Source organism: Campylobacter sp. US50a (genome assembly GCF_004379015.1).
In the GTDB taxonomy this organism is placed as follows: domain Bacteria; phylum Campylobacterota; class Campylobacteria; order Campylobacterales; family Campylobacteraceae; genus Campylobacter_D; species Campylobacter_D jejuni.
Genome location: NZ_RYYJ01000001.1, coordinates 1 through 12,163, shown reverse-complemented (window position 1 = coordinate 12,163; position 12,163 = coordinate 1). Strand labels below are relative to the sequence as shown.

12 protein-coding genes and 1 pseudogene are annotated in these 12,163 nt (G+C 30.8%); 9 read left to right on the top strand and 4 right to left on the bottom strand.

Annotation, left to right across the window (positions count from 1 at the left end):
• Positions 1 to 39: 39 nt before the first annotated feature.
• Together ELQ11_RS00065 and rho are read right to left on the bottom strand one after the other, a co-directional pair.
• Entirely contained in the window at positions 40 to 1,572 is a 1,533-nt protein-coding gene (locus ELQ11_RS00065; protein WP_134225064.1) for a DNA polymerase III subunit gamma/tau, read from the bottom strand.
• A 3-nt stretch (positions 1,573 to 1,575) separates the two neighbouring features.
• Complete coding sequence (gene rho, locus ELQ11_RS00060; protein ID WP_002853705.1) at positions 1,576 to 2,874, bottom strand: transcription termination factor Rho; 1,299 nt, start codon at positions 2,872 to 2,874, stop codon at positions 1,576 to 1,578.
• A gap of 108 nt (positions 2,875 to 2,982) precedes the next feature.
• On the opposite strand from rho, the gene ELQ11_RS00055 reads away from it, so the two are divergent.
• Together ELQ11_RS00055 and ccoS are read left to right on the top strand one after the other, a co-directional pair.
• On the top strand, positions 2,983 to 5,340 hold the full coding sequence (locus tag ELQ11_RS00055) for a heavy metal translocating P-type ATPase (protein ID WP_072223536.1): 2,358 nt from the start codon (positions 2,983 to 2,985) through the stop codon (positions 5,338 to 5,340).
• Positions 5,337 to 5,543 (top strand): cbb3-type cytochrome oxidase assembly protein CcoS, encoded by a 207-nt coding sequence (gene ccoS / locus ELQ11_RS00050; RefSeq protein WP_002852798.1) that lies wholly within the window; start codon positions 5,337 to 5,339, stop codon positions 5,541 to 5,543. The genes ELQ11_RS00055 and ccoS overlap by 4 nt, the downstream gene beginning before the upstream one ends.
• Positions 5,544 to 5,565: 22 nt before the next feature.
• Here the strand turns inward: ccoS and ELQ11_RS00045 are convergent, their stop codons facing one another.
• On the bottom strand, positions 5,566 to 5,868 hold the full coding sequence (locus ELQ11_RS00045; RefSeq protein WP_002870485.1) for a cytochrome c: 303 nt from the start codon (positions 5,866 to 5,868) through the stop codon (positions 5,566 to 5,568).
• Between the two features lie 80 nt (positions 5,869 to 5,948).
• On the opposite strand from ELQ11_RS00045, the pseudogene gmhB reads away from it, so the two are divergent.
• The 5 genes and pseudogenes from gmhB to ELQ11_RS00020 all read left to right on the top strand — a co-directional run bounded on the left by gmhB (position 5,949) and on the right by ELQ11_RS00020 (position 10,163).
• Positions 5,949 to 6,510, top strand: a pseudogene (gmhB, locus tag ELQ11_RS00040) (D-glycero-alpha-D-manno-heptose-1,7-bisphosphate 7-phosphatase).
• Entirely contained in the window at positions 6,511 to 7,464 is a 954-nt protein-coding gene (gene rfaD, locus ELQ11_RS00035; RefSeq protein ID WP_072223538.1) for an ADP-glyceromanno-heptose 6-epimerase, read from the top strand.
• Entirely contained in the window at positions 7,457 to 8,842 is a 1,386-nt protein-coding gene (gene rfaE1, locus ELQ11_RS00030; RefSeq protein WP_072223539.1) for a D-glycero-beta-D-manno-heptose-7-phosphate kinase, read from the top strand. The genes rfaD and rfaE1 overlap by 8 nt, the downstream gene beginning before the upstream one ends.
• Positions 8,839 to 9,399: a D-sedoheptulose 7-phosphate isomerase gene (gmhA, locus tag ELQ11_RS00025; protein WP_002787744.1), complete on the top strand. Its 561-nt coding sequence runs from the start codon at positions 8,839 to 8,841 to the stop codon at positions 9,397 to 9,399. Before rfaE1 ends, gmhA begins: the two co-directional genes overlap by 4 nt.
• Positions 9,399 to 10,163, top strand: a complete 765-nt coding sequence (locus ELQ11_RS00020) for a glycosyltransferase family 25 protein (RefSeq protein ID WP_072223540.1) — start codon at positions 9,399 to 9,401, stop codon at positions 10,161 to 10,163. Before gmhA ends, ELQ11_RS00020 begins: the two co-directional genes overlap by 1 nt.
• Here the strand turns inward: ELQ11_RS00020 and waaF are convergent.
• Positions 10,149 to 11,099 carry a lipopolysaccharide heptosyltransferase II gene (gene waaF / locus ELQ11_RS00015; protein WP_134225063.1) on the bottom strand — a complete coding sequence of 317 codons (951 nt, stop codon included), beginning with the start codon at positions 11,097 to 11,099 and terminating at the stop codon, positions 10,149 to 10,151. The two genes, ELQ11_RS00020 and waaF, sit on opposite strands and share 15 nt — an antisense overlap.
• A 58-nt stretch (positions 11,100 to 11,157) precedes the next feature.
• Here waaF and ELQ11_RS00010 point away from each other — a divergent pair, with 58 nt between their 5' ends.
• Both ELQ11_RS00010 and ELQ11_RS00005 read left to right on the top strand, forming a co-directional pair.
• Positions 11,158 to 11,979 carry a glycosyltransferase family 2 protein gene (locus ELQ11_RS00010; RefSeq protein ID WP_072223542.1) on the top strand — a complete coding sequence of 274 codons (822 nt, stop codon included), beginning with the start codon at positions 11,158 to 11,160 and terminating at the stop codon, positions 11,977 to 11,979.
• A 70-nt stretch (positions 11,980 to 12,049) separates the two neighbouring features.
• Positions 12,050 to 12,163, top strand: a 114-nt coding sequence (locus ELQ11_RS00005; protein ID WP_126264416.1) for an NAD-dependent epimerase/dehydratase family protein, incomplete at its 3' end; no start/stop codon positions are given.

The following is a 12,163-nucleotide window of genomic DNA, read 5'->3' as shown; positions in this document are numbered from 1 at the left end:
TGTAGCTAAAGATCAATTATATTATTATTAAGCAATACCTTAATCTATATTTTGGATTTGAGGCTCCCCAAAACAATCTTTAAGAGCCTCTTTAAGATCTTCTTGTGGGTCAAATTTTTTAGCTCCTTCTTTAAGCATATTAATAGAACTTTGAATATTGTTTTTATTTTCACTGTTTGGTAATTCTTGAGTTAAGGATTGAAGCTTATTTTCATCAATTGTTAGTGCTTTTTGCACATTAATTTTTGCATTTTCTCCAAATTTAGCTTTAAAAAGTTCTTGTATGAGTTTAAAACCTTTATTGAGCGTATCGCGATTTTGTCCTTGTGCGTTTGAGCTTATATTTAAAGTATTGCTTTCAAAACTAATAAATTTTGTGCTTTGTTTAAAGCATTCTGCAAGACCAAAATCCCTATCATAAATACTATCAAGCAAGATTTCATAAGCATTTTTTTCTATTTTTTTCTCAAGATGAGGTATGATGGGAGAAGGTGTGATCTTAGGTGTAGTATTTGTTATATTTTCTTGTTTAATTTCTTGGATTTGTGCGTCAATTTCTTTTAAATGACTTGCTTCCATCATCATAAAAGCCATAACACAAAGCGTAAAGCCATCATCATCGCAAAGCATATTTTTAGCTTTTGATAAAATACGGAAAAATCTTTCATAAATTAAAGTAGAAAATTCTGTACTTTTTGCAAAAAAACTTTCTTTTAAATAAAAAAGCATTTCATCAATCACGCTTGAAGCTTCATAGTCTTGCAATTCTTCTAAATATGCAAAAACTTTTTCTTTGTCTTTTGTTAAAATAGCCTGATAAAAGGCTTTGATTTTTTGAGGATCTAAAAAGCCTAGCATATCTGTAATTTTACTAATGCTGATTTCATTTTGACAAAAAATAATAGCTTGATCAAGTAAGGTTAAAGTATCTCTTAAAGATCCATTGCCACTTCTTGCTATGAATTTTAAAGCTTCTTCTTCAAATTTAACATTTTCTTTAAGTAAAATTTTTTTAAGATGATTTAAAATTTCACTTTGTGGAATTTGTTTAAAGCGAAAATGTTGCGTTCTTGAAAGCACAGTGGCTGGAAGTTTTAAAGGATCTGTGGTTGCAAGTATAAATTTAACATAACTTGGTGGTTCTTCTAAGGTTTTTAAAAGTGCATTTGCAGCTTGCGGGGTAAGCATATGTACTTCATCGATGATGAAAATTTTAAATCTTGCCATAGAAGGGGTGTATTTGGTTTGCTCGATTAAGGTTTGTATGTCTTCAAGTCCACGGTTGCTTGCAGCATCCATTTCTATAATGTCTATATGTTTGCCTTCAAGTGCTGCAAGACAGTGCTTGCAAGTGCCACATGGAGTATCACTTGGTCCTTGTTCGCAAACTAAAGCACGAGAAAAAATTCTAGCACTTGAGGTTTTTCCGCTTCCTCTAAGTCCTGAAAAAAGATAAGCATGAGCTAAGCGATTATGATTTAGAGCGTATTTTAAACTTACGCTAACTGTCTTTTGTCCTATGAGTTCATCAAAGGTTTTTGGTCTGTATTTAATCGCTAAAGCTTGAAGCATTTTCTACTCGTTCATTATAGATAAAAGTTCTACATTGTCTTTGGTTTTAAGCATTTTAGAATATAAAAATTTCAATGCCTCAACATCATCCATTTGAGAAATCGCCGAACGGATCGCCCAAATTTTTTGAAGATTTGCTACGCCTTGGAGTAATTCTTCTTTTCTTGTTCCTGATTTGATAATATTAATCGCAGGATAAATTCTTCTATCAGCAATATTTCTATCAAGAACTATTTCGCTATTTCCTGTGCCTTTAAATTCTTCAAAAATCACATCATCCATCCTTGAACCTGTGTCAATTAAAGCCGTAGCAACTATGGTTAAAGAGCCTCCATTTTCTATATTTCTAGCTGCACCAAAGAAGCGTTTTGGTTTGTGCAAAGCATTAGCATCCACCCCACCGCTTAGGACTTTTCCACTGCTTGGAGTTGCGGTGTTATAAGCACGCGCCAGTCTTGTGATGCTATCAAGCAGGATAATAACATCTTTTCCTGTTTCTACCATTCTTTTGGCTTTTTCTATCACGAGTTCAGCTACACGCACATGATTATAAGCAGGTAAATCAAAAGTAGAACTAAAAACTTCGCCTTTTACGCATCTTTGCATATCGGTAACTTCTTCAGGTCTTTCATCGACTAAAAGCACGATTAAATGCATTTCTGGGTGGTTTTTTGCAATAGCAGTAGCAAGTTCTTTCATAAGCTCTGTTTTACCTGTGCGTGGTGGAGCAACGATGAGTCCGCGTTGCCCTTTTCCTATAGGAGTAAAAAGATCCAAAACACGACCTGTAAGCTTCATTGCATCGTATTCGAGTTTGATTTTTTCTGTTGGAAAAATAGGGGTTAAGTTATCAAATAAAGGTCTTTCTTTAGCTTCTTGTAAAGGCAGATAATTGATTGCTTCGATTTTTAAAAGAGCGTAGTATTTTTCTTGATCTTTTGGTTCTCTAACTTGTCCTGTAACGATATCGCCTACACGTAGAGCAAATTTTCTAATTTGCGAATTTGAAACATAAGCGTCATTAACACTATCGCTAAGATTAGAGTCCATGCCTCTTAAAAAGCCATAACCTTCAGAAGAAATTTCTAAAATCCCTGTAAAAAGTATGAAACCGCCTTTTTTTGTTTGTGCTTTTAAAATTTCAAAAATAAGTTCTTGACGGCGAAATTCTCTTGGGTTTTCGATTTCACATTCATTAGCGATTTTAACTAGATTTTCTAAATCTAATAATTTTAATTCTTCGATTTTATAACCTTCCACTGGAACGTGGGTTCTTTGATGTTGTTTTTTTTCTTTTTCCATGAGTCCTCGTAAGATTTAGCAGAATAATTTTTGTAAAATGTGATTTTAGTAAAAAAATGCACTTTTTGTCAAATTTGTCTATAATTATAAAAAATATTTTTTTAAAGAATGATTATGAAATGTGAACATTGTAGACTTGATTATAAACAAGCCCAAATGATAAAGTATAAGGGTAAATTTTTTTGCTGTAAGGGTTGTGAGAGCGTTTGGGAAATTTTACATGAAAGTGGATTAGATGAGTTTTATGAAAAGCTTGGAAATCAAACTTTAAGCCCTGTAAATTTTCAAAATGAAATGAAAAATTATGATGAGTTTATTACTAAAACTAAAGAAGGATTTAGTGAAATTTATCTCATGATACACGGTATAGAATGTGCAGCTTGTGTGTGGCTTAATGAGAAAATTTTAACGAAACAAGAAGGAATTTTAGAACTTGATATCAATCATTTAAGCCATAAAGCACGCATTGTTTTTGATGAACAAAGTATTTCCTTGGTGCAAATTTTAAGACTTATTGAAAGCATAGGTTATAAAGCGAGTGCTTATGATGCGAGCAAGGCTTCAAAAAAAGCGGATTTACTAAAAAGAGAATTTTATTCTAAGCTTGTTGTGGCTATAGCTTGTGTGATGAATATCATGTGGATAGCAGTGGCAAAATACGCAGGATTATTTAGCGGTATGGATAAGGATACTAAGGATATTTTAAATTTTGCTGAATTTATCCTTTGCTCTCCTGTGCTTTTTTATACGGGATCTCATTTTTATAAAAGCGCTTTTAAAACTTTAAAAATGCATAGTTTAAATATGGATGTATTGGTGATTAGCGGAGCGAGTTTGGCTTATGTTTATTCTTTATGGGCTATGTTTTTTAGGGTGGGGGAAGTGTATTTTGACTCTGTGGCGATGATAGTTTGCTTTGTTTTTATAGGAAAATATCTTGAGATGTTTAGCAAAAAGCGTGCTTTAGATACTATAGATGGGCTTAATGATTTTTTGCAAAATGAAGTTTTGGTTTTTGATGGTAAAGAATTTGTTCCTAAAGAAGTGCAAAAGGTTTGTTTAGGGGATAGAATTTTGCTTAAAACTGGAGATAAAATTTTAATCGATGGGATCTGTAAAAGTGGTGAAATGAGTGTGGATACTTCTTCTTTAAACGGAGAAAGTATTCCAAAACTCATACAAAAAGAAGATGAAATTTTTTCAGCTTGTATAGTGCTTGATGGAAGTGTGGAGTATGAAGCAACAAAGCTTTACAAGGATTCAAAACTCAGTCAAATTATCCAGCTTTTAGAACTTGCAAGTTCTAAAAAAGCAAAACTTGAAAGTTTGGTCAATAGTCTTTCGGTTTATTTTTCTAGAACGGTTTTATTGATCGCTTTTATTTGTTTTGCTTTTTGGTTTTTTTATAAAGAAGAGAGTTTCGAAATTTCTTTAGTCAATGCGATTGCAGTTTTGATTATCGCTTGTCCTTGTGCTTTGGCTTTAGCAACGCCCGTGAGCAATCTTGTGGCCTTAGGTAGGGCTTTAAAAAAGCATATTTTATTTAAAAGTTCTAGCGTGATAGAAGATTTAAGCAAATGTGATTGCGTGGTGTTTGATAAAACGGGTATTTTAACCAAAATAGAGCTTGAACTTAAAGAGGTTTTTTTAGATGAAGCGCTTGATTTAAATGAGCTTTATAATTTTGTAAAACTTTCTAAACATCCTATCTCTCAAAATATTGCGTCGTATTTAAAGCAAAAAGGAGCTAAGAATTTAAATTTGGATTTTAAAAAGCATTCGAGCATTCAAGCTAAAGGTTTAAGTGCTGAGTTAAATGAAGGGTTGCTTTTAGGCGGAAGTTCTAAATTTTTGCAAGAAAAGGGTATTGTGGCTAAAGAATTTGATAATACACATTTTATTTTTGCTAAGGAAGGTAAAATTTTAGCTTCTTTTGAGTTTGATAGTGTTTTAAGAGAAGGTGCAAAAGAGCTTATCGCTTATCTTAAAAAAGAAAAGAAAGAATTAATGATACTAAGTGGCGATCATCAAAAAGCAGTGGAAAAAATCGCTAAAAAGTTAGAAATTCAAAATTATCAAGCTTCTTGTTTGCCAGAAGATAAAATGAAAACTATAGAAAATTTAAGCAAAAATTACAAAGTTTTATTTGTAGGTGATGGGGTAAATGATGCACTAGCTTTAAAATATGCAAGTGTTTCGATGACTTTAAGAGAAGGAAGTGATCTAGCTATAGAAAGTAGTGATGTTTTACTTTTGAAAAATGACTTGCTTTCTTTAAAAAAAGCCATCAAATTATCTAAAAATACCTTTAAAATTATCAAGCAAAATCTTGCTTTTTCTTTGTTTTATAATGCTTGTACCATACCTTTGGCTTTTTTGGGTATGATTAATCCTTTATTCGCTGCTATTTCTATGTCTTTTAGTAGTATAATAGTTATTTTAAATGCTTTAAGGATTAAAGAATGAATAGTATAATCATGATGATGATAGGGGTTTCTATCTTAGCGTTTTTTATCATTTTGGCAACTTTGCTTTGGGGGATTAAAAATAAACAATTTGATGATGATTATAAATTTACTACTTTAAATGATGATGAGGATTCTTTGCGTGATGCTATAGAATTAGAAAGGCGTAAAAAAGAAGCTTTGGATAAAAAAAGGCTTTCTTAAAAAGAAAAGCCTTTTTTAGAAATTATTTTAAAGTTTCAATATGAGCTTCGATAGCTTTAAAATCTTCTTCAGTTAAACCTTTAAGGTTAAGTTTCATGATCGCACCTTGACCATAAGCATTTCTTTTGCCTTCTGAATATTCTTTCATGTATTGAAGTCTTTCAGCAGAAGAAAGAGTTTTTAAAGCTGGAACTTTGTTTAAATAAACTTTATCTGCTTTTGCACCATGGCATACTGCACATTTTTTAAAAAGTGTAGCACCATCTGCAGCAAAAGCAGAAACACCAAGACATGCCAAAGCAGAAACTACTAATAATTTTTTCATTTGTTTTCTCCTTAGTAAAAATTAGATTGCTAGGTATTATATATCTTTATTTTTATAAAAATCTTAAGAAATTAAAGATAATGTTTATTTTCTTTTTAAAAAAGCTATATTATAATGTTTTTTATGAAAACAAAAGCATTATTTTTAGATAGAGACGGTGTGATTAATATAGATAAAAAATATGTTTATAAAATAGAAGATTTTGAATTTTGTGATGGAATTTTTGAACTTTGTAGATATTTTTTAGCTAAAAAGTATTTGCTTTTTATAGCGACAAATCAATCAGGCATTGCAAGAGGATATTACAAGGAAAGTGATTTTTTTAAGCTTTGTGATTATATGCTTAAAGAATTTGCCAAACAAGATATAAAAATTGATAAAATTTATCATTGTCCGCATTTAGAAGGTTGTGAATGTCGCAAACCTAAAGCAGGAATGCTTTTAAAAGCAAAAGATGAGTTTGATTTAGATATGAAAAATTCTATTTTTATCGGAGATAATCTAAGCGATATGCAAGCAGGATTAAATGCTGATATTGGCACTTTGATTTTAGTGAATGAAGAAAAAAAAGAAGGCGATTTTTTTAGACAATTTAAAAATTTAAAAGAAATTTTGAGCTTTTTTAAAGAAAAGGACATTTAAATGAGAATAGCAATCACAGGTGGCGCAGGATTTATAGGTTCGCAACTGGCTTTAAATTTGCAAGAAAAACATGAAATTTTAATCATCGATAAAATGCGTAGTAGTGCGACTTTTGAAAATGGAAATTTGCAAAGTTTTGGGCATTTTAAAAATTTACTTGAATTTGATGGAGAGCTTTTTGCAGGTGATATTAATGATGAAAAAGTTTTAAAAAAGATTGAAGATTTTAAGCCAGAGATTATTTTTCATCAAGCAGCAATTTCAGACACTACAGTTTTTGATCAAACTAAGGTTTTACAAACCAATCTAAATACTTTTAAAGATTTTATAGAACTTAGCATAGATCTTAATGCAAAGCTTATTTATGCAAGTTCAGCTTCGGTTTATGGTGATGCAAAAAGTCCACAAACTGTAGGTAAAGATGAAGAACCAAAAAATCCTTATGCTTTTTCAAAATTGATGATGGACAAGCTAGCGAAAAAATACTACGATAAAGCCCATTTAGTAGGACTTAGATATTTTAATGTTTATGGAAAAGGCGAATTTTATAAAAACAAAACCGCTTCTATGGTTTTGCAATTTGGCCATCAAATTTTAGCAGGAAAAAATCCACGCTTGTTTGAAGGAAGTGATAAAATTTATAGAGATTTTACCTATATCAAAGATGTTATTAATGCCAATTTAATCGCCCTTGATTCAAAATGTGGAGTTTATAATGTAGGCAGTGGTAAAGCAAGAACTTTTCAAGATATAGTTGATATTTTGCAAAAAGAGTTAAAGACTGATTTGCCTTGCGAATATATCCCAAATCCTTATGTAAAATCTTATCAATTCCACACTGAAGCAAAACTAGATCAAACTTGGGATTATCAGCCAAAATTTAGTCTTGAAGAGGGTATAAAAGATTATTTAGGTGAGATAAAAAGACTTTTTGAAAAGGAAGTAAATGCTTGAGTTTTTAAGTCAGCAAAAACCTAAAATTTTAATTATAGGGGATTTTATGGTGGATAATTATACTTGGTGTGATTGTTCGCGTATCAGCCCTGAAGCCCCTGTTTTGGTAGCTAAAACTCTTAAAGAAGATAAAAGATTAGGCGGGGCTGCGAATGTTTATGCAAATTTGAAAAGTTTAGGTGCTGATGTTTTTGCACTTGGTGTTGTGGGCGATGATGAGAGTGGGAAATTTTTACAAGAAAATTTAAAAGGAGAATTTTTGATCCAAAAAGGACGCAAAACCCCTTTTAAAAATCGCATTATGGCGCACAATCAGCAGGTTTTAAGACTAGATGAAGAAGATATAAGTGAAATTTTACTTGAAAATGAACTTATAGCTTTGTTTGATGAAAAGATCAAAGATTTTAAAGCTGTGCTTTTAAGCGATTATGCTAAGGGTATTTTAACGCCTAAGGTTTGCAAGGCTGTGATAGAAAAAGCAAATTTCTTAAACATCCCTGTTTTAGTCGATCCTAAAGGGAATGATTTTAGTAAATATAGCGGTGCAACCTTACTTACACCTAATAAAAAAGAAGCTTTAGAGGCTTTGAAATTTGAAAATTTAGAGGGTGAAAATTTAGAAAAAGGGATTAAAAAATTAAAAGAAGATTTTGCTTTGCGTTATTCTATTATCACTCTTTCAGAAGCAGGGATTGCACTTTTTGATGAGAAATTAAAAATCGCACCTGCCAAAGCCTTAGAAGTTTATGATGTAACGGGGGCTGGTGATAGTGTGATCGCCATTTTGGCTTTTTGTTTGGCAAATGGGATTGAAATTTTTAAAGCTTGCGAACTTGCCAATGAAGCTGCAGCTGTTGTGGTAAGTAAAATAGGTAGCGTGAGTGTGAGTTTTGATGAGATTAAAAGTTTTAAGCGCGTGGATTTTGAGAAAAAAATCAAAAGCAAAGAAGAACTTTTGGTACTTTTGAAACAAAATAATAAAAAGATTGTTTTTACAAATGGTTGTTTTGATATAGTGCATTTTGGACATATAAAATACCTTGAAAAAGCTAAAAGATTGGGTGATGTTTTGATTGTAGGTTTGAACTCAGATGCGAGTGTGAAAAGACTCAAAGGTGAGAGTCGTCCTGTAAATTCAGAGTTTCAAAGAGCTTGTATGTTGGCAGCTTTTTATTTTGTAGATTTTGTAGTGATTTTTGATGAAGATACGCCTTTGGAACTTATAAGCTTTTTAAAACCTGATATTTTGGTTAAAGGAGCTGATTACAAAGATAAGCTTGTTGTGGGTGCGGATATTGTTTCAAAGATTGAATTAATCAACTTTGAAGAAGGATTTAGTACAAGCAAGATCATAGAAAAGATTAAGGATAAAAAATGATAAATTTAGTAGAAAAAGAATGGCAAGAACATCAAAAAATCGTTCAAGAAAGTGAAATTTTAAAAGGACAAATCGCTAAAATAGGTGAGCTTTTATGTGAATGTCTTAAAAAAGGTGGCAAGATTTTGATTTGCGGAAATGGTGGAAGTGCAGCTGATGCCCAACATTTTGCAGCTGAACTTAGTGGGCGTTATAAAAAAGAACGCAAGGCTTTAGCAGGTATAGCACTTACAACCGATACTTCAGCACTTAGTGCTATAGGAAATGACTATGGTTTTGAGTTTGTTTTTTCAAGACAAGTGGAAGCTTTAGGAAATGAAAATGATGTTTTAATCGGCATTTCAACGAGCGGAAAAAGCCCTAATGTTTTAGAAGCTTTTAAAAAAGCAAAAGAACTTAATATGCTTTGTTTAGGGCTTAGCGGAAAGGGTGGTGGAATGATGAATAAGCTTTGCGATCATAATCTTGTCGTACCAAGCGATGATACGGCTAGAATTCAAGAAATGCATATTTTGATCATACACACACTTTGTCAGATCATAGATGAGAGTTTTTAATGAAAGTTTTTATCATCAATTTAGAGCGTTCTTTAGATAGAAAAGAGCATATGAAAAAACAAATTCAAAAGCTTTTTGAAAAAAATCCTAGTTTAAAAAATAAATTAGAATTTATTTTCTTTAAAGCTATTGATGCTAAAAATAAAGAACATTTGGAATTTAAAGATCATTTTCCTTGGTGGGGTTCTTGGATTTTGGGTAGAGAGCTTTCTGATGGAGAAAAAGCTTGTTTTGCTAGTCATTATAAACTTTGGCAAGAATGTGTGAAGCTTGATGAGCCTATAATCATCCTAGAAGATGACGTGGAATTTAGTGATGAATTTTTAAATAATGGGATAGAATATATAGATGAGCTATTAAAGAGCAAATATGAATATATAAGACTTTGTTACTTATTTGATAAAAGATTGTATTTTTTGAGTGAGGGTGGATATTATTTAAGTTTTGAAAAACTTGCTGGAACTCAAGGCTATGTACTGCAAGTAAGTGCTGCAAAGAAATTTCTTAAATGCGCTAAAAATTGGATCTATGCTGTAGATGATTATATGGATATGTTTTATAAACATAATGTGTTAAATATAGTGAAAAAGCCTTTATTTCTTAAGCAAGCAAATTTTTCAAGTGTTATTGTAGAATATGGAAGAAAATTTTCAATAAAATTAATATTATATAAAAAAATTGCTAGAGAAATTTTTAGATTTTACTCAAATATTTTAAGGTTGTTATCTATTGTATATATAAAAAATCGATTAAAGCTTAAGTAAATTTCTAGCCTCTTCTATAACCCTTTGAGGCTTTAAATCTTTCATGCATTTGTGGTGTTTTAAAGGGCAGGTTTTTTGCATACAAGGCATACAAGCTAGATCTAAATGCACTAATTTTGCGTTTTCATTTTGCCAAGGTGAAGTTTGAGTAAATTTCGTAGGGCCAAAAATAGCTACGGTTTTTACCTTATAAACCGCACTTATGTGCATAGGTCCACTGTCATTTGTGATGAAAAGATCGCAAAAAGCGATATTTTGACAAAGGGTTTTGATGGTGGTTTTATTGCAAAGATTTTTTACTTTTATGTTTTGTTCTTTTAAAATTTGATAAATTTCATTACAAAGTTCTTGTTCGGCTTTTCCTGCACCAAAGATTAAAATATCATGACTTTGGCTGAAATTTAAAGCCACTTTAGCAAAATAACTCGCATCCCATCTTTTTGCACTTCCAAAGCTTGCACCAGGGTTTAGTCCTAGAATTTTTTTGCCATTTTTTAAGACAAGAGGGTTTTGAAATTTTAGTTTAAAGGGAAGTTTTAAGTTTTTAAAATGAGCTTTTATGCCAAGTGAGTTTTCTATAAAATAAAGGTATTTTAAAACTTGATGTTCTTCTTTGTGCTTGTTTTTGTCAAAAAAATATCTTTGTCTTGTTTTAAGAATATGTAAGATAATCTTAGAAGAAAACGCAGATCTAAAAGCAAAGCTAAAATCGATATTACCAAGTTCTTTGCGTAAAGATAGGGCTTGTTTATAGCGGGATTGTTTATTTTCTATGATGATTTTAGAATTAGGAAATTCTTTAAAAAGTGCCGTAGAAACCAAAGAGCCATAAAGGATAAATTGGGCATTTTTAAAATGTTCTTTTATAGTGTATAAAGCAGGTGAAGCCATCGCTGCATCGCCTAGCCAAGTGGGAAGGTGTATAAAAATTTTCATAAATTTCCTAAATTTTGATAGAATTGTTTTTATTATTTTAACAAAATTTAGGAAAAATATGCCACAACTTTCTATCATAATCCCGCTTTTTAATTCTTGCGATTTTATCTCAAGAGCTTTGCAAAGTTGTATAAATCAGACTTTAAAAGATATTGAAATTTTGATTATCGATGATAAAAGTAAAGATAATAGTTTAAATATGGTTTTAGAATTTGCAAAAAAAGATCCAAGAATAAAAATCTTTCAAAATGAAGAAAATTTAGGCACTTTTGCAAGTAGAAATTTGGGGGTTTTGCATTCTAGTTCTGATTTTATAATGTTTTTAGATAGTGATGATTTTTTAATTCTTGATGCTTGTGAAATAGCACTTAAAGAGATGAAAAAAGGTTTTGATTTGCTTTGTTTTGATGCCTTTGTACATAGGGTAAAAACCAAGCAGTTTTATCGTTTTAAGCAAGATGAAGTTTTTAATCAAAAGGAATTTTTAGAATTTTTAAGCAAACAAAGGCATTTTTGCTGGTCGGTTTGGGCGAAGTGTTTTAGAAGAGATATCATCTTAAAAAGTTTTGAAAAAGTTAAAATAGATGAGCGTTTGAGTTACGGTGAAGATGTGCTTTTTTGTTATGTTTATTTTATGTTTTGTGAGAAAATAGCTGTTTTTAAAACTTGCATTTATCATTACGAATTTAATCCAAATGGAAGATATGAGAATAAAAATAAAGAAATTTTAAATCAAAATTATCAAGACAAAAAGAAAAGCAACGAAATCATAAAAAAATTATCCAAAGAGTTTTTACATGATGAATTTCATCGAAAATTATTTGAAGTTTTAAAGAGAGAGGAAACAAGTATGAAAAGTAGAATTAGAAGTTTTGTTTAATATAGAATTAAAATTAAAGTTTTTTATAGTAAAATATTATTTTAATTTAGAAAAAAGGATGCTTTAATTTATGAAATCCATTTTAATCACTGGGGGAACGGGATTTCTAGGTTCTAATTTATGTAAAAGACTGCTTAGTGAAGGCAATAAAATTATTTGTGTAGATAATAACTATACAGGTAGA

Excerpts from the sequence above, each read along its gene's own strand:
- ELQ11_RS00065 (WP_134225064.1), bottom strand. The coding sequence starts at position 1,572 with ATGCTTCAAGCTTTAGCGATTAAATACAGACCAAAAACCTTTGATGAA.
- rho (WP_002853705.1), bottom strand. The coding sequence starts at position 2,874 with ATGGAAAAAGAAAAAAAACAACATCAAAGAACCCACGTTCCAGTGGAA.
- ELQ11_RS00055 (WP_072223536.1), top strand. The coding sequence starts at position 2,983 with ATGATTATGAAATGTGAACATTGTAGACTTGATTATAAACAAGCCCAA.
- ccoS (WP_002852798.1), top strand. The coding sequence starts at position 5,337 with ATGAATAGTATAATCATGATGATGATAGGGGTTTCTATCTTAGCGTTT.
- ELQ11_RS00045 (WP_002870485.1), bottom strand. The coding sequence starts at position 5,868 with ATGAAAAAATTATTAGTAGTTTCTGCTTTGGCATGTCTTGGTGTTTCT.
- rfaD (WP_072223538.1), top strand. The coding sequence starts at position 6,511 with ATGAGAATAGCAATCACAGGTGGCGCAGGATTTATAGGTTCGCAACTG.
- rfaE1 (WP_072223539.1), top strand. The coding sequence starts at position 7,457 with ATGCTTGAGTTTTTAAGTCAGCAAAAACCTAAAATTTTAATTATAGGG.
- gmhA (WP_002787744.1), top strand. The coding sequence starts at position 8,839 with ATGATAAATTTAGTAGAAAAAGAATGGCAAGAACATCAAAAAATCGTT.
- ELQ11_RS00020 (WP_072223540.1), top strand. The coding sequence starts at position 9,399 with ATGAAAGTTTTTATCATCAATTTAGAGCGTTCTTTAGATAGAAAAGAG.
- waaF (WP_134225063.1), bottom strand. The coding sequence starts at position 11,099 with ATGAAAATTTTTATACACCTTCCCACTTGGCTAGGCGATGCAGCGATG.
- ELQ11_RS00010 (WP_072223542.1), top strand. The coding sequence starts at position 11,158 with ATGCCACAACTTTCTATCATAATCCCGCTTTTTAATTCTTGCGATTTT.